General features: G+C 63.6%; 18 protein-coding genes and 1 pseudogene. 10 read left to right on the forward strand and 9 right to left on the reverse strand.

The genetic code is table 11. From position 1 onward, the window contains the following. Window positions 1-3 precede the first annotated feature (3 nt). Together VN934_04420 and VN934_04425 are read left to right on the forward strand one after the other, a co-directional pair. Window positions 4-939 (forward strand): annotated as a pseudogene (locus tag VN934_04420) (S41 family peptidase). A gap of 86 nt (window positions 940-1025) precedes the next feature. Next, on the forward strand, window positions 1026-1409 hold the full coding sequence (locus tag VN934_04425; protein ID HXM18034.1) for a VOC family protein: 384 nt from the start codon (window positions 1026-1028) through the stop codon (window positions 1407-1409). A gap of 83 nt (window positions 1410-1492) precedes the next feature. Here VN934_04425 and VN934_04430 read toward each other — a convergent pair whose 3' ends face one another. Beyond that, window positions 1493-1858: a hypothetical protein gene (locus tag VN934_04430; protein HXM18035.1), complete on the reverse strand. Its 366-nt coding sequence runs from the start codon at window positions 1856-1858 to the stop codon at window positions 1493-1495. 106 nt (window positions 1859-1964) lie between these two features. Between VN934_04430 and VN934_04435 the strand changes: the two genes are divergently transcribed. From VN934_04435 to VN934_04460, 6 genes are all read left to right on the forward strand, one after another. Further along, window positions 1965-2348, forward strand: a complete 384-nt coding sequence (locus VN934_04435) for a VOC family protein (GenBank protein ID HXM18036.1) — start codon at window positions 1965-1967, stop codon at window positions 2346-2348. Between the two features lie 55 nt (window positions 2349-2403). Beyond that, window positions 2404-3954, forward strand: a complete 1551-nt coding sequence (locus tag VN934_04440; GenBank protein HXM18037.1) for an acyl-CoA carboxylase subunit beta — start codon at window positions 2404-2406, stop codon at window positions 3952-3954. A gap of 63 nt (window positions 3955-4017) precedes the next feature. Next, window positions 4018-4218: a hypothetical protein gene (locus VN934_04445; GenBank protein ID HXM18038.1), complete on the forward strand. Its 201-nt coding sequence runs from the start codon at window positions 4018-4020 to the stop codon at window positions 4216-4218. Further along, the gene (locus VN934_04450) at window positions 4211-5968 is read left to right on the forward strand and encodes an acetyl-CoA carboxylase biotin carboxylase subunit (GenBank protein HXM18039.1); all 1758 of its coding nucleotides are present in this window, start codon (window positions 4211-4213) and stop codon (window positions 5966-5968) included. The genes VN934_04445 and VN934_04450 overlap by 8 nt, the downstream gene beginning before the upstream one ends. A 34-nt stretch (window positions 5969-6002) precedes the next feature. Then, entirely contained in the window at window positions 6003-7580 is a 1578-nt protein-coding gene (locus VN934_04455; GenBank protein ID HXM18040.1) for a methylmalonyl-CoA mutase family protein, read from the forward strand. A 15-nt stretch (window positions 7581-7595) separates the two neighbouring features. Then, a complete protein-coding gene (locus tag VN934_04460) occupies window positions 7596-8477 on the forward strand; it encodes a Clp protease N-terminal domain-containing protein (protein ID HXM18041.1) in 882 nt (293 codons plus the stop codon). A 117-nt stretch (window positions 8478-8594) separates the two neighbouring features. Here the strand turns inward: VN934_04460 and VN934_04465 are convergent, their stop codons facing one another. From VN934_04465 to VN934_04495, 7 genes are all read right to left on the reverse strand, one after another. Then, window positions 8595-10127, reverse strand: a complete 1533-nt coding sequence (locus tag VN934_04465) for a DUF4127 family protein (GenBank protein HXM18042.1) — start codon at window positions 10125-10127, stop codon at window positions 8595-8597. A 13-nt stretch (window positions 10128-10140) separates the two neighbouring features. Then, window positions 10141-10839, reverse strand: coding sequence for an ABC transporter ATP-binding protein (locus tag VN934_04470; protein HXM18043.1), 699 nt, complete (start codon window positions 10837-10839; stop codon window positions 10141-10143). Further along, the gene (locus tag VN934_04475; GenBank protein HXM18044.1) at window positions 10839-11585 is read right to left on the reverse strand and encodes an ABC transporter ATP-binding protein; all 747 of its coding nucleotides are present in this window, start codon (window positions 11583-11585) and stop codon (window positions 10839-10841) included. Before VN934_04475 ends, VN934_04470 begins: the two co-directional genes overlap by 1 nt. Beyond that, a complete protein-coding gene (locus tag VN934_04480) occupies window positions 11582-12592 on the reverse strand; it encodes a branched-chain amino acid ABC transporter permease (protein ID HXM18045.1) in 1011 nt (336 codons plus the stop codon). Before VN934_04480 ends, VN934_04475 begins: the two co-directional genes overlap by 4 nt. Window positions 12593-12606: 14 nt before the next feature. Then, window positions 12607-13527 (reverse strand): branched-chain amino acid ABC transporter permease, encoded by a 921-nt coding sequence (locus tag VN934_04485; protein HXM18046.1) that lies wholly within the window; start codon window positions 13525-13527, stop codon window positions 12607-12609. An 89-nt stretch (window positions 13528-13616) separates the two neighbouring features. Beyond that, window positions 13617-14948 (reverse strand): ABC transporter substrate-binding protein, encoded by a 1332-nt coding sequence (locus VN934_04490; protein ID HXM18047.1) that lies wholly within the window; start codon window positions 14946-14948, stop codon window positions 13617-13619. A gap of 109 nt (window positions 14949-15057) precedes the next feature. Next, window positions 15058-16104, reverse strand: a complete 1047-nt coding sequence (locus VN934_04495; protein HXM18048.1) for a PHB depolymerase family esterase — start codon at window positions 16102-16104, stop codon at window positions 15058-15060. A gap of 136 nt (window positions 16105-16240) precedes the next feature. Here VN934_04495 and VN934_04500 point away from each other — a divergent pair, with 136 nt between their 5' ends. Further along, window positions 16241-16723, forward strand: a complete 483-nt coding sequence (locus VN934_04500) for a hypothetical protein (GenBank protein HXM18049.1) — start codon at window positions 16241-16243, stop codon at window positions 16721-16723. A 90-nt stretch (window positions 16724-16813) separates the two neighbouring features. Next, complete coding sequence (locus VN934_04505) at window positions 16814-17725, forward strand: cobalamin-binding protein (protein HXM18050.1); 912 nt, start codon at window positions 16814-16816, stop codon at window positions 17723-17725. A gap of 230 nt (window positions 17726-17955) precedes the next feature. Here VN934_04505 and VN934_04510 read toward each other — a convergent pair whose 3' ends face one another. Next, on the reverse strand, window positions 17956-20772 hold the full coding sequence (locus VN934_04510) for a TonB-dependent receptor (GenBank protein ID HXM18051.1): 2817 nt from the start codon (window positions 20770-20772) through the stop codon (window positions 17956-17958). Window positions 20773-20839: the final 67 nt, after the last annotated feature.

Raw genomic sequence — 20839 nt, forward strand, 5'->3', positions numbered from 1 at the left:
CTTATGTGGGATTGGGAACGCGCCTCCGTCCCCTTCCAGCCGATCTATCGCCGGCGGCTGTGGCGCCGCCGTCTGCTCGTGTTCTGCTCAGCCCTTGCGATCGTCGTTCCGTACCTGCTCATCCATCATCAACGCGAAACCACGCCGGTCGGTGCGCGCGTTTTTGACGACGTCACGACGGCGATCTCCATGCGCTACTTCGACTGGTCGTATCACGGGCTCGATTGGAACGCCCTGACGCGCCAATATCGTCCGCTTGTCGCCGCCGCCCCCACGGTCGAGCGCCGCTACGCGCTCATGCGGCAAATGCTGCGCCGCTTGGGCGATAGCCATACGCTCGTCTACTCGCCGTCGCAGTTGAAGCCACCCGATCCGCTGCCGCGCCACGGCATCTTCGGCATGACGGCAGGCCGGGCCGGCGATCCCAGCTCGATCGTGGACTGGAAGTCGCTTTCGCGCGACGTCGGATATCTTCGACTCGGCTCGTTCCCCAATGCGATCGAACCCGTGCTCGGCTGGGCCATGGCCGATGTGGGCCGCAAGTCCAAGCTGATCCTGGATCTGCGCGGCAACCCGGGCGGCTTGGTCGATTCGGTGGACAGCGCCGCCGGCGTTTTCTTGCCGGCCGGCACGTTGATCTCGACCGGTCTGCGCCGCTACCACTTCTTCGGCCCGCAGCGCTTTGTCGCATCCGATAGCGTCGGGGCGCGCTACAATGGTCGTCTTGTCGTCTTGGTGGATAGGGGCAGCCGCAGCGGTGCTGAGTCCCTGGCGCGCGCGCTGCAGTATTATCATCGGGCGACGATCGTCGGAACGCGCACGGCGGGCAAGGTGCTGGGCGTCGATCTCGAGATCAATCTCGCGGACGGCGGCATGCTGCGCGTGGCCACGCTGGACATGCGCGCGCCGGACGGCCGGCGTTTGGAAGGCCGCGGCGTCACGCCGGATGTGTTTGTTGCGGCGTCGCGTCGCCGCGACGCGCAGCTCGATAGAGCGTTTCAACTGCTCCAAATGTCACGGCCTCTTTGGAGCGCGTCACGGGACTCGGCGGGGTCTTTTTCAAGTCGAGAGACCCTAAGCGGCTCTACGCATGGTACGAAAAGCACCTCGGGATCAGGCAGCCGTCCGGCTCGGGTGCGGAATTTCACTGGCGCGACGCCGAGGATGGATCGCCGGGCACGACGGCTTGGGCGATCTTCGACGAGAGCAGTGATTATTTCGATCCCAGCCGCGCAGGCTTCATGTTGAACTATCGCGTTGATGATCTCGATGCCGTGCTCGACGCGTTGCGAGCGGAGGGCGTTGAGATCGATCCGAAGCGCGAAGAATACGACTTCGGGCGCTTCGCGTGGATCATGGATCCGGATGGGAATCGGATCGAGTTGTGGGAGCCGAAAAACCGGGGCTGAAGCCCCGGCACTACATCTCCGAGCTCGCTTCGCTCGGAACGCTACACCCGAGCTTCGCTCGGGTCGCTACATAGATCGCGCGTTTATCCCGCGAGGATTTTCAGGTGGCGCTTCACCGCTTCGGCCAGGCCCTTGCGGTCGATGATCTCCGCTGTCGGCGCGGCCTGCCGGGTCTTGTCGAGATCGCTGGGCGCGACATCCGTGAGGATCGCCGGGATGTTGCGCGTATTGAATCCATCCTTAATGTAACGCGCGGCCTCGCGACCGTGGGAGGGCAGGGTGGCGCACGAAATGACGATCACATCAGGCCGCTCTTGCGTCACGACGTCGAAAAACGTCGGCCAGCGCGGCTCGGCCTCGACCAGCGTCGCACCAAGGTCAGCGAGCAGTTTGCGCCGCTCGTCGCATCCGGGGTCGGTGTGGAATTGCAAGAGCAATATCTTTGCCATGCCGGCCAGTTCGTCCGGATGGTGGCCGCGCCCCTGGCATGAATCGCCTGGAGTCTGCCGAATGGCTTGAGTTCACACTAAAAAGCCGAGAAAGAGGATAATCAGAATGGCCACAGCAGGAGCGACCAAAATCAAGGGCATGGACGCATCGTATTACACGGTCAAAGACCTCGATCGCGCGACGAAATTCTATAGCGCACTGTTGAGCATGGAGCCGACCCTGAAGTTCGGCGAGAACGTCGTCGAGTACACATTTCCCAGCGGCGAGACGTTCGGCTTGTACAAGACCGCCGAGGCCGAGTGGACGCAGCACGGCGGCATTCTGTTCGGTGTCGACGACATCAAATCGGCCGTCGCCGAGCACAAGGCGCGCGGCGTGAAGTTCGACGGGGACGGCCACATCGAAGACACGCCCGTCTGCTTTATGGCGTTTGGTGAAGACAGCGAAGGCAACAACTTCATTCTCCACCAGCACAAGGCAAGCAACTAACCCCACGTAGTCCTATAGCGGGTGCGGCCCGGGTCGGCACGGAATCCGGGTCCGCATGCCGCACGAAGAGCGACAAAAACGCCTGCGCGAAAAGCGCGCCCAATCGCTCGTTCCCGCCGGGGAGGACGCGATCGCGCGCCAGCATGCGCGCGGTAAGCTCACGGCGCGCGAGCGCGTCGAACGGCTGCTGGATGCGGGCTCTTTTGTAGAGCTCGACGCGTTCGCGGTCCATCGCACCGACGCATTCGGCTTGGCCGACAAGCAGTTCGTCGGCGACGGCGTCATCACGGGCTACGGCACGATCGACGGTCGTCAGATCTGCATCTTCTCGCAGGATTTCACCGTCCTGGGCGGCTCGCTCGGCGAAGTCTTCGCCGAAAAGATCTGCAAGGTGATGGATCTCGCCGTGAAGATCGGCTGCCCCATCATCGGCATCAACGATTCCGGCGGAGCGCGCATCCAAGAAGGCGTCGTCAGCCTCGGCGGTTACGCCGAGATCTTTTGGCGCAACGTGCAGGCCTCGGGCGTCATCCCGCAGATCTCGCTCATCGCGGGGCCGTGCGCCGGCGGAGCCGTGTACAGCCCGGCCATCACCGACTTCATCATCATGGTCGACAAGATCTCACAGATGTTCATCACCGGCCCCGAAGTCATCAAGACGGTCAGCGGCGAGGAAGTCAGCTTCGAGGAGCTCGGCGGCGCGATGACCCACAACGCGAAGAGCGGCGTCGCGCATTTCCTGGCGGCCGACGAAGCCGACGCGTTCGAGCAGCTGCGTCACCTGTTGTCCTTCCTGCCGCAGAACAATTTGGACGATGCGCCCGTGGCGGCGACGCGCGACGCCCCCGAACGCACCGATCCGTCGCTCATCGACGTGATTCCGGCCGCGCCGAATCTCCCGTACGACATGACCGAGGTCATCCGGCGCGTCGTCGACGACGAGGACTTCTTCGAAGTGCAGGCGCTCTACGGCGGTTCGATCGTGGTCGGTTTTGCGCGGCTTGACGGCCAACCCGTCGGCGTCGTCGGCAATCAGCCGAAGGTCTTGGCGGGCGTGCTCGACATCAATTCATCGCTCAAGGGCGCGCGCTTCGTGCGCTTCTGCGACGCGTTCAACATCCCGCTGATCGTGTTCGTCGACGTGCCCGGTTTCTTGCCCGGCACCAGTCAGGAGTACGGCGGCATCATCAAGCATGGCGCCAAGCTGCTGTACGCGTTCGCGGAGGCGACCGTGCCGAAACTGACGGTCATCACGCGCAAAGCGTACGGCGGAGCCTACGACGTCATGAATTCCAAACACATCCGCGCCGATTTCAACGTCGCGTGGCCGACTGCGGAGATCGCGGTGATGGGTCCGCCCGGGGCCGTCAAGATCATCTTCCGCGACGAGATTGCCGATGCGGAAAACCCTGCCGCGCGGGCGGACGAGTTGGTCAGCGAATACGTCGAGCGTTTCGCTAACCCGTATGTCGCAGCGGAGCGCGGCTACCTCGACGATGTCATCGATCCCGCGAACACGCGGCCGGTCCTCATCAACGCGCTCAAGATGCTGCGCACCAAACGCGTGCCTCGTCCGGCTCGACGGCATGGCAACATTCCGCTTTAGGACTCATCCGGGGCTAAAGCCCCGGCACTACACCCGAGCTTCGTTCGGGTCGCTACATCTACCGTGATCATCACACCGAGGCCGACGGCGGAGGAGGCCGCAGCCATCGCGGCGGCGCTCGCGCAACTCGGCGCGGGCGGCACGGACCTAAAGGTCCGTGGCTACAAAAGCAAGTGGAGTCGACCGGGGCTAAAGCCCCGGCACTACATACAGTTTGATTGGAAAAAAACGGCTAGGCGCGAGGCGGTCGAGCCGGATGTTTAAGAAAATCCTCGTCGCCAACCGCGGCGAGATAGCGCTGCGCGTGATCCGCGCCTGCCGCGAACTCGGCATCGCGGCGGTCGCGGTGTACTCGGACGCCGATCGCGAAGCGCTCCACGTCAAAGCCGCGGACGAAGCGTACCGCGTGGGTCCGCCGCCGGCCGCGCAATCCTATCTCGACATTGATCGGGTCATGCAGGTCGCCGCGTCCGCGAAGTGCGACGCGGTACATCCGGGATATGGTTTCTTGGCGGAGAACGCCGCGTTCGCCCGGCGCTGCACGGCCGAGGGCCTCACGTTCATCGGCCCGTCGGCGCGCGCCATCGACGCGATGGGCGACAAGATCCGCGCTCGCGGCGCGGCGCGTAAGGCAAAAATGCCCGTCGTGCCGGGAACGCTCGAGCCCGTCCGCGACGCCGCGGCCGTCCGCGCCCTCGGCAAGAAATTCGGCTACCCGATCGTCGTCAAGGCCGCCGCGGGCGGCGGTGGCAAGGGGCTCAAGGTCGCGTTGCGGGCTCAGGACGTCGATCAGGCAGTCGCGCTCGCTTCGAAGGAAGCGTCGACCTACTTCAAAGACGGAACGCTCTACGTTGAAAAATACTTGGCGCGGCCGAAGCACGTCGAGGTGCAGATCCTCGCCGACAAACACGGCCGCGTCGTGCACCTCGGAGAGCGGGATTGCTCGATGCAGCGCCGCCATCAAAAACTTGTCGAGGAGACGCCGGCTTGTATCGCCGGCGCGCTGCGCAAGCGCCTGCACGCGGCGGCGGTGAGGCTGGCTGAGTCGATAGGTTATGATAGCGCCGGCACGATCGAGTGTCTCGTCGAGGACGACGAGTTCTTCTTCCTGGAGATGAACGCGCGCATCCAAGTGGAGCACACGATCACCGAGATGACCTGCGGCGTCGATCTGGTCAAAGCGCAGATCCGGATTGCGACCGGCGAGAAGCTCTGGTTCGCGCAAGACGAGGTGGATCCGCGCGGACACGCCATCGAGTGCCGCATCAACGCGGAATCGCCGGCGCGCGATTTCATGCCTTGTGCCGGCACGCTGACGGCCTATCGCGAACCCGGCGGGCCCGGCGTGCGCGTCGACTCGGCCGCGTTCGCGGGTCTGACGATCCCTCAAGAGTACGATTCGCTGCTGGGCAAACTCATCGTGTGGGGTCAAGACCGGGAAGAGGCCAGGCGGCGCATGCTGCGCGCGCTTGGCGAATACACGATCGAGGGGGTGGATACCACCGTCGCGTTTCTCCAACTGCTCGTGCAATCCGACGAGTTCGCGAGCGGCACGTACGCGACCCCGAGCGTCGACGAATTCGTGCGCGCTCGTGCGGGCGACCTTAGCGCGCTGTATTCCGGTAACGCCTCCGTCTCGGGGTCGCCGCCGGGACCAGCAGCGGAGCCGATCACCGTCGAGGTCAACGACAAACGCTTCGTCGTCCGGGTCCACGGGTCGCTGACCGCCGCCGCCGACACGCGTCCGGCCGATCGCCGCCCGCCCGCGTTCAAAGCGCCCAAGAAGATCGCGCACGACGGCGCAACGGTCGTCTCGCCGATGCACGGCATCGTAGCGGAGATCCGCGTCAAGCCCGGCGACCACGTCGCCGACGGCCAGGTCGTCGCTATCATCGAGGCGATGAAGATGATGAACGAAGTCGTCGCCCATCGCGCCGGCGCGGTTGCGAGCGTTGCCGCGGAGGTCGGCCAGACCGTCGAGACCGGCGCGACGCTGATCTCGTTGCGGAGCTAGGCGGCGCGGGCGCGATCGCAGAACGTTGCGGTTGATGGAGGAACGGACCACCGACAGCGGCATTCCAATAAAGCCGGTGTACGCGCATGCAGACGTCGCCGATTTGAACCTAGCGCAGCAGCCGCTCGCCGGAGCGTATCCGTACACCCGCGGCATCCAAAAGCTCATGTATCGCGGCCGTCTCTGGACGATGCGCCAGTACGCCGGCTTCGCGACCGCCAAAGAATCCAACGCGCGCTATAAGTACCTCTTGGCGCAGGGGCAGTCGGGACTTTCGGTGGCGTTCGATCTACCGACGCAGATGGGCCTCGACTCGGATGCCGACCAGGCGGCGGGCGAAGTCGGCCGAACCGGCGTCGCGATCAACACCGTCGAGGACATGGAGACGCTGTTCGACGGTATCCCGCTGGACAAAATCAGCGTCTCGATGACGATCAACGCTCCCGCCGCATTGCTGCTGGCGCTCTTCCTCGCCGTCGCCAGGCGACGCGGCATTCCGTCCGATCAGCTCTCCGGCACGTCGCAAAACGATATTCTCAAAGAGTATGCGGCGCGCGGCACGTACATCTACCCGCCAAAACCCTCGATGCGCCTGGTCACGGACCTGATGGCGTACTGCGCGACCCGCGTGCCCCAATGGAACACCATCAGCGTAAGCGGCTATCACATCCGCGAGGCCGGATCTACCGCCGCGCAAGAGCTCGCGTTCACGCTCGCCAACGGCCGTGCGTATCTGCGTGCCGCTGTGGATGCAGGCCTCGACGTCGACACCGCCGCGCCGCGCATGTCGTTCTTTTGGAACGCGCACAATAATTTCTTCGAAGAGATCGCGAAGTTCCGCGCGGCACGCGCCATATGGGCGCGCATGGTGCGCGACGATTTCAAGGCGCAGTCGCCGAAGTCGTGGCTGCTGCGCTTTCACACCCAAACGGGCGGCTCGACGCTCGCGGCTCAGGAACCCGAAAATAACGTCGTCCGCGTGACGCTGCAGGCGCTCGCCGCGGTGCTGGGCGGCACGCAGTCGCTTCATACCAACGCGATGGACGAGGCGCTCGCTCTCCCGACGCAGGCGTCCGCCAAACTCGCTCTGCGCACCCAGCAGATCATCGCGTATGAGAGCGGCGTGCCAGATACGGCTGACCCGTTGGGCGGTTCATATTTCATCGAGCGCTTGACGACGCAGCTCACGACGATGGCGCGAGCCATCATGGCGGACGTCGCCGGGCGCGGCGGCGCGGTGGCGGCGATCGAAAGCGGGTGGATGCAAGAACAGATCGCCGACAGCGCTTATCGTGCGCAGGCGCGCATGGAGTCGCACGAGACGGTCGTGGTGGGCGTCAACAAATTCGTCGATCCGGACGTTTCGGCGCAGGCGCCGCAGTTGCAACGCATCGATCCGGCAACGGAGCGCGAGCAGCGCGAGCGCTTGGCGGCGTTTCGGGCGCGGCGCGATGCGGGTGCGGTGGCCGAACGGCTTGCGGCCGTCAAATGCGCCGCTTCTTCTTCAGCCCCGCTGATGCCGGAATTCGTCGAGGCGGTCGATCAGGGCTGCACGCTCGGCGAAGTGTGCGACGCGCTGCGTGAAGTCTTCTCGGTGTATCGAGCGGTCTGAGAAGGTCCGATCATCATGTCGATGTGGGAACCGTTCACCGAGCCTGCTCGTCGCAGCATCGAGTTGGCACAAAACGAGGCGCAACAGCTCGGCAATAACTTCATCGGAACGGAGCATATCCTGCTTGGCGTCATCGGGGAAGGCGAAAACCACGCGGCTAAGGCCTTGGTATCGATGGGCGTCGATCTGACAAAGGCACGTGCCCGGGTAGAAGCGATTGGCGGAAAGCGCGAACAGGTCGTCCAGCAAGAGATGGTCTTCACTCCGCGCGCCAAGCGCGTGATCGAACTGGCTTTTGAAGAAGCCCGTCAACTCAAGCACAACTACATCAGTACCGAGCACCTCTTGCTGGGTGTGATGCGCGACGGCGGATGCGTTGGCGCTCGCGCGCTCGCCGATCTGGGTGTGGAGACCGCAATCCTGCGGCAAAAGATCATCTCGAGCTTGGGCGCGCCGGCGACCGGGCTTGCAGCAGGTCTGGGGCCTGCCTCTCTTACCGGCCGGCCGATCGATCATGTCGCTCTGGTGGTCGCCGATCTCTTGGCGAGCGAGGCGCTCTACGCGAGCCTCGGTTTCGTCGTGCGCTACCGCGAGCGCGTAGAGGATCAGGAGGTGGACATCGTCGGCATGAGCGCGGGCGAATCCACGATCGAGTTGCTCAGACCGCTGCGAGAGGATTCTCCGCTCGTCCGCTTTCTGGGAGACAAGACGTCGAGGCTGCACCATCTCGCCTACCGGGTGGTCAGCATCGTCGATGAGCTCGCCAGGCTCAAGGCGCTCGGCTTGCGCCTCATCGATGAAAAGCCTCGGCGCGGCGCGCACGGCAACTTGATCGCCTTCATCCACCCGTCTGCGACCGGCGGGGCCCTCATCGAGGTCTGTCAGCCGGCAAGATGAGAAACACGGACCTAAAGGTCCGTGTCCACAAGGTCCGTGGCTACATCCGAGCTTCGTTTGGAAGGCTACATCCGAGCTTCGCTCGGAACGCTACATTCCGGGGCTAAAGCCCCGGCACTACATGCTCCGAGTGAGCGAGGACTCCACCTGCACCTCGAACGTCCGCGGCCAGGGAAGATAGAGGTTGAGGCGTCTATTGATCCAGCCGCGCGGCGCGAAGTCTTCATTGAAGATGTCGAGCGCGCGGCGCCATAGCATGCGTCGCAGTTGCGATTGCGCGAGATCCGTGGCGTCGCCGAGCCCATACGTGTCGAAGCCCCGCCGGATCATATCGTCATTGAGCGCCGGGCGGACGTCGAGCCTGAACGCGTAGTCATCGACGTAGCGCTCGAAGAGGAACGTTTCGTTGGCGGCGCGAGTATCAAGCCCGAAATGGCGCGCGATCGCGCCACAGCCTGCTTGAGCGAGCGCAGTTCCGACGGAATTGGCGGTGGTGTTCCAGGAAGCGTACGAGGCCAGATCGGCGCTCAAGCCACGCCGGCGCAGCTCGTCGACCGCTTGATGTTGCCCGAGAAGATCGCGATCCAGGAACGACAGGTCAACGAGCGCGCTGGACGTACCACCCTGTACTGACGATTGCAACTTGTCGAGGAGCGCGAGCGATTCCGCCGATGACGTGCCCGGCGTCTGCACGAAGAGGGAGAAGTCCGCGGCGCCCGGCGCATGCGTCATCCGCATCAGTCCTATCAGGTTGTCGATGGTCCGCGAGATCGGAAGGTACTCGTACTGGTCTTGCGCCGTCGCGCCGCGCTCTGATGAGAAGATGACGTCGACCGACGGGGTCCAGCCCACCGCATCTTCGACTGCGCGCGTGACCATGCTCATGCCCATTTCGTCTGTGCCGGGGTTTTGAAAGATCCGCCGGCGCACGCCGAGGGACCCCACCAACGCGTGCAAGCGAGCTTGTTCGGGAACTTGCAGGCCCGTGTCGACGCCGGCGTCGTCCTGCGTCAACGTCAGGTATGCGATGTCGCCCTGCGCGGTCAGTGCCACCAACTGCTTGTCGATTTCGAAATCGCGAGCTCGTGCATAGATGTAGCCCTGGAACGCGTCGTCGGGGACGTGCGAGCGCAGCGTGTCGAGCTCGGCGCGCTGCGCGTCCGTCGGATTCGCCGTTCCGGCGAGCTGCGCGTAGTTCGTGAGCGCTTCGACGTACGATTCGGTCTCCGGAATCTTCGTCGGCGCCAGGCGCATGACCGTGCCGAACGCGTAGATCGGTACTTCCGGGTGCGCTTCGTGGAAGCGGCTAATGGCACGGAGGTGAAAGTTCGCGTCTCCAAGCGGCATGCGCGGCATGCGCGATGCCACGAGCCCGCCGTATGCGAGCATGTCGGAAGACAGCACGACCGCGCTCAGTCCACGCGGGTCGAGGCCCGCCAGCCAGCGACCCAAGCCGGCGGGATCTCCCGGATGCGTGAAATGACCGAGTAACTGCTGCGGCGGCAGTTCGAGCGAAACACCGCAAATCGAAGCGACCTCGCGTGGGAAACGCTCCGTCGCCGGCCTGTCATCCAACGGGATGAATGCGATCCGGACGTCTGCGGGCAGCGTGAGCAGGAGTGCGATCGCGGCAAAGACAGCCGCCATCATGATGTAATCTTGATCAGACCGCGAGATACTTGCTGATCAGCGCGTCGTTGCCGCGAAGTTCTGCGGATTTTCCCGAGGCGACCACGCGGCCATCCGATAAGATGTGCGCGCGGTCGGACACCGCCAGCGAAAAGCGCGCGTTCTGCTCCACGAGCAGCATGGTCGTGCCTTCCGCCTTCATCTGATGGATCGCCGCTTCGATCGCCTGCTGGATGACGGGTGCCAGCCCTTCGAGCGGTTCGTCGAGCAGCATGATGAGCGGATTTGAGATGAGCGCGCGCGCGATGGTGAGCATCTGCTGCTCGCCTCCCGACAACGACGCCCCAAGGTTCTGCTTGCGCTCGGCCAAGCGCGGGAAAAAATCGAAGACCTTCTCGTAGTCCCATGCTCCCTTGCGGCCGGCAAGCGTCGCCAGCTTCAAGTTCTCCAGCACCGTGAGATTGGGAAACACCCGGCGCTCTTCGGGCACGAACGCGATGCCGAGCCGCGCCACCGAATAGGACCGCATCCCGGTGATGTTCCGCCCGCCGAGCGTGACGCTGCCGCGCCTGGGCGGCACGACGCCCATGATGCTTTTCAAGGTGGTGCTGCGTCCCGAGCCGTTGCGCCCGAGCAGCGCGACCACCTCGCCGCGATCGACGTCGAGTGACACGTCTTGCAGGATATGGCTTTTGCCGTAGTAGGTGTTGAGGTCGCGCGCTTCGAGCAGCATCAGGCTTCCGTTCCAAGGTACGCCTGGCGCACGAGCGCGTTGGCGCGGATGTCCGCCGGCGTCCCCTCGGCGATCTTCTTTCCGTTCTGCATCACCATGATCGGGTTGCACAGCGTCATGACCAGATCCATGTCGTGCTCGATCAGCACGATGGTGTGCTGGGTGCTGAGCTCGCGCAACAGCTCTATCGTCTGCCTGGATTCTTCCGGCGACATGCCCGCGGTCGGCTCGTCGAAGAGCAAGAGCGCAGGATGCGCGGCGAGCACGAGGCCGATCTCGAGCCGCTTCTCGTCGCCGTGCGAGAGCGTGGCGGCCTGCGCGGCGGCGAATTTCGAAAGACCGACGCGTTCGAGGATCGCCTCGGCTTTGTCGTCGACCTCGCTCAGCCATTTCGGCCGGACGAGGATGCCCATCGCATCGCCGTACGTCGCCTGCACGGCGACGCGCACATTCTCATACACCGTCAAACCGCCGAAGATGTTGCTGATCTGGAACGAACGGCCGATGCCTTTGCGCGTGATCACGTGCGGCGGCAGTCCGGTGATGTCTTCGTCGCGAAATGAGATGCGGCCGCTGGTCGGCCGAAAATTGCCGGTCAGCATGTTGAAGAACGTGGTCTTGCCGGCGCCGTTGGGCCCGATGATGGCGTGGATCGCGCCTTCTTGGACGGCGTAGTCCACCGCATCGACGGCCCTGAGCGCGCCGAAGTGCTTGGAGAGTTGTTCGGTGCGGAAAATCGTGCTCACGCGCTGCGCCGCCGCCACGCGCGCCAGCCGCTCTCCGCGAGGCCCCAAATGCCTTGCGGCGCGAGCAGCACGAACGTCACGAACACGATGCCGATGTAGCCCTCCCAGTATTGCGCGTAGCTGGCCATCCACTGCTGCACCGAGAGATATTGCTCTAAGAACTTGAACAGCGCGCCGCCGAGAATCGGGCCCCAGAACGTCGGCGCGCCGCCGAGCAGCGTCATCATGACGATGTCACCGGATTGCGTCCAGCGCAAGTCGCCCGGATTGACGGCGCCGTTGTAGTACGCCAGCAGCACGCCGCCGAAGGCCGGCAACAGCGCGGAGATCACGAACGCATTGATCTTGTAGCGCACCACGTTGTAGCCGAGGAACTCCGCGCGCTGCCGGTTCTCGCGAATGGCGTGGCAAACGGCTCCGAACGGCGAGTGCACGACGCGCCACATGAACAGGCACAACACCCACACGATCACCGCGCTCAAGATGTAGAAGTTGACCGAGTTGTTGAAATCGCGGTGGATGGAGGGCAGAATCGTGAGCCGGGAGACGCCCTGCAGTCCGTCGTCGCCGCCGGTCACCGCATTCCAGCGCTCGCCGACGAAATACAGCACTTGCCCGATGGAGAGCAGAACCATGGAGAAATAGATGCCCGTGCTTCGCGGCACGACGATACGCGCAGCGATGAACGCCAGCAGCATCGCCAGCGCCACGCCTACCGCCATGCACGGGAAGAAAGCCCAGTGATGGTTGAGCGCCATGTAAGCCGCGGCGTAGCCCGCCAAACCGACGAAGCCCGCGTGCCCGAACGACAATTCGCCCGTGTGGCCGTACAAGAAATTGAACCCGAGCGCGATGATGGCGAAAATGATCATGTTGGTGGCGAGCGGGATGTTGCTCTTGAGCACGTGGACCATCACCCATGGCAGCAGGGCCAGGACGATCGCCCACAAGAGCATCGGGTGCAGCACGATCCCGAGAACGCCGGCCGATTTTGGCCGCACGGACATCGCTTGATCGGCCATCAGTCGAATAACCCCGCTGTGCCGAAAAGGCCGCGCGGCCGCACCAGCAAGATCAACAGCATGAAGGCGAACGGCACGATGTCCACTGCCGACGAGCCGCCGGGGATGAGCTCGACTGTCGCTTCCTGCAATACGCCTATGACCAGTCCGCCGACGATCGCGCCCCAGAACGACCCGATGCCGCCGACGATCACCACCATGAACGCGATGATGACGAAGTTGGCTCCCAAGTTCGGATCGATGACGTGCAGCGGCGCCTCCAAGCCGCCGGCCAAGCCGCCGAGGAACGAACCGATGCCGAACACCAGCGTGAACGTCGCCGGCATGTTGATGCCGAGGATGTTGACCATTTCGCTGTCGCGCGTCCCGGCGCGGATCGTGAGGCCAAGGTTGGTGCGCACGAGGAGCAAGTAGACCAGCGCCAAGACCACGATGGTGATCACGACGACCAGTAGCCGGAAGCTGGGATACTGCGTGAAACCAAGATTGACCGTGCCGGACAGCGCGGGCGGCAGCGACAGCGGCTGCGGGTCGTCACCCCATATCCTGCGGATGACCTGCGTGATGACGAGAAACGCTCCGAAGGTGAACATGAGCACGTGTTCGGGAGGGCGCCCATAGAGACGGCGGATGAACGCGGCCTCGCCCGCCATGCCGAGCAGCGCTGTCAGGAACGCGGCCGCAACGATGGCGGGGAACAGCCCGAGGTGCGTCGACAGCGCGAACGTGAAGTAGGCGCCCAGCGTGAACAGCGCGCCGTGCGCGAAGTTGATCACGCCCATGAGTCCGAGGATGATGTTGAGGCCCAGCGCCAGCAGCACGTACAGCATGCCCAGGCTCAAGCCGTTGAACAGCATCTCGACGATTTGGGCAGGCGCGATCGTAGCGTAGTAGAGCGCCAGCGACCAGCCTACGTGCACGAGTAGCGGGATGGAATGCGCCTCCTCGCCGACACCCTACATCGAGGGGCGCCTTGACGGCGCCCCCAAACGCAGCGTGCTGCGACGCGTTATGTCTTGGGCGTGTAGCTCTCGCGTGATACGATCGACTGCCTGCTCAGAACCGCCGGCGCGTCGCTCTTGTCGCACGATATCAGCGTTTCGCTCGCGGGCACGATCTTGAGGATCTTGAAGAACTGATTGGGGATCTTCCATTGCGACTTCGGAATCGCTTGCGTTACGAGCACGTCGAGTTCGTTCTGATGATCGCAGGCTCGGATGTGGCAGAACTTGCGCTGCAAGCCGTTGAACGTGAGGCCTTCCATCGCGCGCACCAGCTTGGAGGCATCGGTGCTCTTCGCGCGCAGGATGCCCGTGATCGCCGCTTCGGCCGCGAGCCATCCGAGATACATGCGCCAATCGACGTACTTACCGCCGGCGGCCAGGAGCTTCTTGCCGAGTTCCTTTGAACCGTCGCTCGGATAGTCCGGCGCCCAGGGAGCGCCCCAGATGCCGACGTTGTTCTCGGCCCCGATGCCGATGACGACTTCCACGCCGTTGAGGGGACCGGCGATCTGCTTGAAATGCTTATGGAGGCCGGCCTGAACCAACTGTTTCAGGCAGTTCGACAGGTCAGCGCCATACAAGCTCAAGATGAGCACGTCGGCGTCGCTGTTCTTCGCCTTGGTCAGTTGCGGCGTGAAGTCGCCCGATGCGTTCGGGAAAGGCGTGAGCTCGTTGTCCACGGCCGTGCCGCCGTTCGCCATGAGCACGTTCTGGAAACCTTGCTGCGCTGAGTGGCCGTACGCGTAGTCGGGCGTGATGAAGAACCACTTCTTGCCGTATGGCAGCACGTAGTTGGCCACGGCATTGGCGAGCATGGCGTTCGCGGCGGTCGTCCGGAAGCAGGCCAAGTTCGCCTTGCTGCCGGTGATCGTCGTGTCGTGCGTACCCGAGGCGACGAACACAATGCCTGCGCTTTGCGCGTACGAGGATAGCGCAAGGCCGACGTTCGAGGACACCTCGCCGACGAGCACGTCGACTTTATCTTGTTCCACAAGTTTTCTGGCCGCCGGAATCGCGATGTCAGTTTTGGCCGCCGTGTCCGCGTGGATCATCTGGATCTTGCGCCCGAGCACGCCGCCGCGCGCGTTCCAGTCGTCGATGGCGACCTTCTTGCCGAGCGATTGGCTGCTGCCCGACACCGCGTATACGCCGCTGCTCTCGTCAACGTCGCCGATGACGATCGGGGCGTTGTCGGCGACGGCAGCCGGGGCGTAGCCAAGAGAGGTCGCTAAACCGGCGCCGAGGCCCGCGCTGGCAGCGGCGCCGAGGCCGACGCCGGCGATGAATTCCTTGCGCGAGATGCTGGGGCGCTCTTCGTCTTTGCCGGGGACTGACATGACAGGATACCTCCCAAAAAATCGAGCGGCCGGGCCAGTGTTATTCTGCCCGAGGCGCGCTGGATGTCCGGCGGATATTTGCCCCTTGCGGGGGGTCTCCTGGTTAGTCTTAGTCGGGGCGGACCGGTTGCACGGGCATTGCAAGCGGCGCAGGCCTTGTGCCCTGGCCTCGCACGCCGCCGAGCATGTCCATCCAAGCCTTGACGATCGCCGGGTAGATGCTCTGCAGGTGGTGGAGTCCGTTGGGTTGCTCGTAGTAGCGTGCCTCGATGCCCCCGTCTTGGAGCCACTGGACCGTCAGGCGAGCATACGCGTTGGGCACGTTGTCGTCGAGTTGGCCCGACACCACGTAGACCGGCTTGCCGACGAAGCGATTGAGCACATCGGCCCTGTCTGCGTTGGTCATGCTGCCCGCGATCGAGAGGAAGCCGGCCCACACCTCGGGGTGCGCCGGGCCGACCTCGAACACGCCGAAACCGCCCATCGAGTAACCCGACAGATAGACCCGTTTCGGATCGATCGCGAACGCGGAGCGCGCTTGCTCGACCGCGCGATAGATCTCGGCGGGCGCCGGATCCGCATACTGGATGTCGCCGCGCGCGAACGGCGCGAGGATGATAGCTCCCGTGCGCTCGGCGAGATCGCGGAAGATCGGATAGGCGAGCATGTCTTCTTCAGTCTGCGTCCGGCCGTGGAGCAGCACGACAAGCGGCACCGGTTTCTTGCCGTCGTACGTCGCGGGCACGTAGAGCCCGACTGGCTGTTTTGTGCCGTCGGCCGGCGAGGTGACGAAGACCTCTGCTGCGCCGCGCACGTTCGACCAGTCGCGACCTTGCGGCGTGAGCGCTGCGTCGACGAGCGACGCGTCGAGGGTCGCGACGACGCGTGCCATCGTCATGAACTCATCGACCGTCCAGTTCTTCGGTATGTCCTCCGGGTACAGCGCGGAGAGATCGCCGTCGAGGCGCTCTTGGATCTCAACTGCGAGGCCTGAGTTCTTCTGGATGTCCTTGAAGTGCGCGAGCAGCACTTCGCGGGCCCTGGAGATCTGAGCCCGGAGCGGAGCCAGCGCGTCGGATGCGTTAGCGGCCTGCGAAGCGGCCGGAGCCGCAAGCGAAACGAGCGCCGCCGCGACGACGGCTACGGCGGTGAGCATGCTCTCATTTTCGCCGCGCTGCGGGATCCTTCCGTGCCAACATTGATGTTTCATTAATGAAACTTTCACCATAGCGAGCAGTAGAATATGAGTGGTCAGCACAGGGTAGACAAACGTGGTGAAAGGAGCTCCTCCTATGTCCATAGCGCAAGTGCGCTTGGGTGCCGCGAGCGCGGCGGCCGCGCTCGCCGTGTGTTCCCTTGCAGCTTTCAGCGGGCTGCCCTCACGAGCAGCTGACGTGTCGGGAGACGGCACGTGCGGCAGCGTTCGAATCGGCCTGCAGGCAACGACAAGCAAAGACGCCTGGGCGGCGCAAACCTGCTTCTCCAAGGCGTTCGCCAAATGCGATCCTGCGACGCTGTTCGTCAGTTTCGGCGGCGTGGATTCCGGCGTGCGGCGCACGTTTACAACGCTCACGAGCAACTTCGACGGCACCTGCCAAGTCGTCGACGTGGTCGAGCACTATCGCGTGCCCAACTATAGCCAGAGCGACACGTACCTGTGCTCTAGCGTCTCGCAGACGAGCGACGGTTTGATCTTCACCAGATGCGGCGCCGACGGCGACGTGATGGTGCCGACCGATCCGTCGTCGCCGAAGGCAGCGGCCTTCAATCACTAGCACCCCAATGTAGTGCCGGGGCTTTAGCCCCGGTCAGGCGCGGCCGAAGGTCGCGCCTTTTTCCTGCGCTAAGCCCTGCGGATGCGCATCGTGAGCCTGCTTCCCAGTGCCACGGAGATTCTCTACGCGATCGGCGCCGGCGACCAGGTCGTCGGCGTCACCCACGAGTGCGACTTTCCGATAGAGACGCGCGGCAAGCCGCACCTGACATCGAGCTCGCTTCCGCAGGTCGCGCGCTCGGCCGACATCGACCGGCATGTCCGCGCCCATCTGCATGTGGGTTCGAGCATCTACGCGCTGGACGGCGCGTTGCTGGAACGGCTCGAGCCCGATCTCATCGTCACCCAAGAGCTGTGTCCGGTGTGCGCCGTGTCGTACGAGATCGTCAGCGCGGCGACGAAACGGCTCAAGGGTGATCCTCGGATCGTGTCGCTCGAACCGTCGAGTTTGGAAGACGTCTACGACAACATCCTCGCGGTCGGCGAGCTCGTGAGCCATTCCGAGCGGGCCAAGAAGTTTGTCGACGGACTGCGTCTTCGCGAACGGAATCTTCGCGCGCTTGTGGCCGGACGATCTACACCTCGTGCGCTCGTGCTCGAGTGGACCGATCCGCCGATGAGCGGCGGTCATTGGACGCCGGAAATCGTCGAACTCGCCGGCGGGGTTCCCGTGCTCGGCAATCCGCGCAAGGATTCGCAACGCTTGGAATGGAGCGCGATCGCGCTGGCCGATCCCGACTTCATCATCGTGGCGCCGTGCGGCTTCGATCTCACCACGACGGAGCGTGAGACGCGGGCACTAGAAGGCAACCAGATCTGGCGAGAGTTACGCGCCGTGAATTCCGGCGCGCTGGCGCTCGTCGACGGCAATGCCTATCTCAATAGGCCGGGACCGCGCTTGCTTGATACCGCGGAGATCTTCGCGGTCGCGCTGCACCCGGAAGTCGCCGACCAGCTTCCGCGGTATCCGGACGGGTGGAAAATCGCGGACCGGAAGATGTAGTGCCGGGCCTTTAGGCCCGGAAGAAAAAGGCCGGAGCTAAAGCTCCGGCACTACAACGTAGGGTTAGCGGGATCTAAAGATCCCGCTCCACAACGTCCAGGAAAACATTCCGGGGCTAAAGCCCCGGCACTACATTTCCGAGCTTCGCTCGGAACGCTACATTCAGGCGCAAGAAAAAGGCCGGGGCTAAAGCCCCGGCACTACATTTTGGTGGTTAGGTTGTTAGATTGTTAGTAGCCCATAGTGCGGCGCAACGTGAATCGATACGTGCGCGGGCCGACGACATTGCCGTTCGTCAGGCCGAAGGCGACCGGGGCGCCGCTGCTGGTACGGGCGCCGTTGACGAAGGCGACCGGAACCCCCTGGAACGCGTCGATATAGCTCGAGCCGTAGATGTTGGTGAGATTGTCGACCGACATCTGGATCGTCGTCATGCGATCGATGGGGTAGCGCACGCTCGTGTTCCAGACCAGAAATGCGGGCCGATTGTACGAGTTATTATTACCGTAGTACGTCGTGCCGAGCTCGTAGAAGTAGTTGGTCCGGCCGCGGTAGTTCAACGCCGCAAATCCCGACGAGTACGGAATGCTCTGGTTGGACACCGCGTTGAAACTGCCCGGCGATCCGGAACTGCCGCTCGATTGGAAGTTGATGCCGTTGACGATCGCGAGGTTGGTCGTGAACGGTCCGGCCGTCGTCGAATAGAAGCTGGGCGAAAGGCCATACGGGTACGCCTTTATCAACGCGCCTTGGAGCTGGAATCCGAGGCCGACCGGCGGCTGCCGCTGCACCGATGCCTCCAACCCCTCGTATCGCGCGCTTCCCAAGTTCTGGTTCTGCGTCGTGAAGATCGGGCACGGACCGCCTGAGCACGCGCCGTTGTTGCCGCTCACGAAGACGGAGGTCAGGAACTGGTTGTGCAGGTTCGTGGAATAGAAATCCCACGAGATAAGATTGAGGCCGTCGCCGTAGCGCACGTCTTCCCCAACATCATAGCCGAACGAGGTCTCGGGCAAGAGGCCGCCGTTGTTGAGCGTGGCTGTGCAAAACGTCGCGCCGGTGCGGCAGAACGGCGCCGTCGTCGCCTGGCTGACAAGAAACAGGTAGGGCGGCGCCACAGCCGAGCCTATGGCAAAACGGTACGACACGTTAGACGTCGGCTGCCACGCCATGCCGAAGCGCGCATCGTAATGATGCCGTGTGATGGTTTGGAAAGTCGTGCCTCTGTCCGCTGAAAAGCGCGTGTTGTACGTGTTGAGGTAGTTGCTCAGCGTGCCTTGGACTCTATCGCCCATCGGGAAGCTGGCGCGCAGCAGCAGGGTTCCGAAACGCTGGTTCGAGCCGGCCGGGATCGTCGAAGAGAAGAACACGTTGCTCGCCTGAGGGACGCCTAACGCCGGCTGGTTGCCGAACAGCGAGTACGTATTCGAAGCTGCGGTCCACTGATCGTATGCCAGCGTGAGCTGCGTCTGTCCGGCGAGATGATCGTATTCCACCGACCCGCCGTGCAGCTTGTCCTCTTCAGTACTTCGGAAGTATGCGCCGTTGATCGTCACCGCGGCGGTCTGCCCGTTGAAGGTCAGCAGACCCGGCGCCTTGACGGTGCCGTAGAGCTGCATGAAAGCGGTCACGGGAGAGTTGTCGTTGAGCGCGTTGTACTGCAGGCGATTGATGGAAGCCGAGTACCAGCGAGCGAGGATGGTATCTTTGCGGAGCGTTGTGCGCACGTCGGCCTGGAAAATGGGCTCGTTATTGACTTCCCACTCGCCGTCGGGGAAGAAAGTGCCCTGTAGCGTCGGCACAGATCCGGTGACTTTACCGATGTAGTTGCCGGACGCGCTTGGCGTGAGGAGGGTCGGCAGAATGCTGACGTGGTTGCCGTTCTGGTCGCTCCACGTCTGGCTGCCGAGGTAGCTAACGGTCGCCACGGTGCTGCTCGAGAACGTGTAGCGGATCTTGGCGAGTTCGGCCTTGTTGACGTAGGTGGTGCTCACGGGGAAGCAGCACGCGACGATCGTGCTGGTCGCGTTGAACGGATTGTTGATGTTGGCCGGGTTGTTGACGGCGTTGGTCGGAAAGCCGACGACGGGTTGGCCATTGATCAGGTTTCCGCTCGACAACGTGATGAAGGAGTTGGTGTGATTGAGCGGACCCGGCTCATCCCACACGGCATAGTCAAGCGCGTAGCCCCACTTGGTGCCCGGCAGCGTGCCGGTGCCCAACAGGTTGAGGAGGCTGCCGCCTTGGCTATCGTAGCCCAAGTCCAACGCCTCGCGGCGCGCCTGCGTCGGATCCTTGGTCCTGAAATTGATAGTGCCGCCGATCGCGTAGTTGATCTCTGGCGCCGCGGCGCCTGGCCCCTTGATCAATTCGGTATCGGCGAGCGCGTACGTGTTCAGAAATGTCGTGACGTAGTCCCCGAAGGCTCCGTTGGACACCGGATGGCCGTCGATGAGCGTCGCGGTCTCAAATCCAAGTCCGCCGCGGATGTTCGCAAAGGTGATGGCTCCGGGCGACGCGTTGTTGGCGGTTGAGCCCGGATGTGCGATGACGATGCCCGGCGTTTGGTCGAGCACGCGCATGACCTGGGTCTGGCCCTGATCCAAATAGGTCGTCGGGGCGACCACCGCCACGGAGGCCTGCGTCTTGTTGAATCTCGCGCGGCGCGCGGAGATCACTTCGCGGCCGAGCACGCGCAGCGACGTCAACGATTGAGCCGTCATCGTCAGGGTCACTTGCGTTTTGCTGCCTGCCAGCACGCTTACGTCGGTCAGGGTGGTCGAAATGTATCCGGTCTTCACGGCGCTGACCGCGTAGCTCCCCGCTGCGACCGAGTCAAATGAAAAGTTCCCGGCGCCGTTGCTCGTCGTGGCAGCCGCGGTCGGACCTTCGAGCAAGACCTGAACGTTGGCGAGCGGCGTGCCGTTCGTATCGACGGTCTTGCCGGCGATAGAACCCGGGTCGGCTGCCAAGGCGCGCGTCGCGCCGAAGTACATGACAAGCCCCGTTGTGACGAGCGCAATCAGCGCGCGAGTATGCGTGCGCACGGTCTCCTCCTTAGGATAAGAAAAATGCAGTGGCGCAAGTAGGAGCATACTGCCTGGAAATTATGGC

Source organism: Candidatus Tumulicola sp., from assembly GCA_035601835.1.
Lineage (GTDB): Bacteria > Vulcanimicrobiota > Vulcanimicrobiia > Eremiobacterales > Eremiobacteraceae > DATNNM01.

Coding starts and splice junctions, on each gene's coding strand:
- VN934_04450 (HXM18039.1), top strand. CDS start 4,211: ATGTTTAAGAAAATCCTCGTCGCCAACCGCGGCGAGATAGCGCTGCGC.
- VN934_04455 (HXM18040.1), top strand. CDS start 6,003: ATGGAGGAACGGACCACCGACAGCGGCATTCCAATAAAGCCGGTGTAC.
- VN934_04490 (HXM18047.1), bottom strand. CDS start 14,948: ATGTCAGTCCCCGGCAAAGACGAAGAGCGCCCCAGCATCTCGCGCAAG.
- VN934_04435 (HXM18036.1), top strand. CDS start 1,965: ATGGCCACAGCAGGAGCGACCAAAATCAAGGGCATGGACGCATCGTAT.
- VN934_04500 (HXM18049.1), top strand. CDS start 16,241: ATGTCCATAGCGCAAGTGCGCTTGGGTGCCGCGAGCGCGGCGGCCGCG.
- VN934_04480 (HXM18045.1), bottom strand. CDS start 12,592: ATGTCCGTGCGGCCAAAATCGGCCGGCGTTCTCGGGATCGTGCTGCAC.
- VN934_04430 (HXM18035.1), bottom strand. CDS start 1,858: ATGGCAAAGATATTGCTCTTGCAATTCCACACCGACCCCGGATGCGAC.
- VN934_04460 (HXM18041.1), top strand. CDS start 7,596: ATGTCGATGTGGGAACCGTTCACCGAGCCTGCTCGTCGCAGCATCGAG.
- VN934_04465 (HXM18042.1), bottom strand. CDS start 10,127: ATGATGGCGGCTGTCTTTGCCGCGATCGCACTCCTGCTCACGCTGCCC.
- VN934_04470 (HXM18043.1), bottom strand. CDS start 10,839: ATGCTGCTCGAAGCGCGCGACCTCAACACCTACTACGGCAAAAGCCAT.
- VN934_04440 (HXM18037.1), top strand. CDS start 2,404: ATGCCGCACGAAGAGCGACAAAAACGCCTGCGCGAAAAGCGCGCCCAA.
- VN934_04495 (HXM18048.1), bottom strand. CDS start 16,104: ATGCTCACCGCCGTAGCCGTCGTCGCGGCGGCGCTCGTTTCGCTTGCG.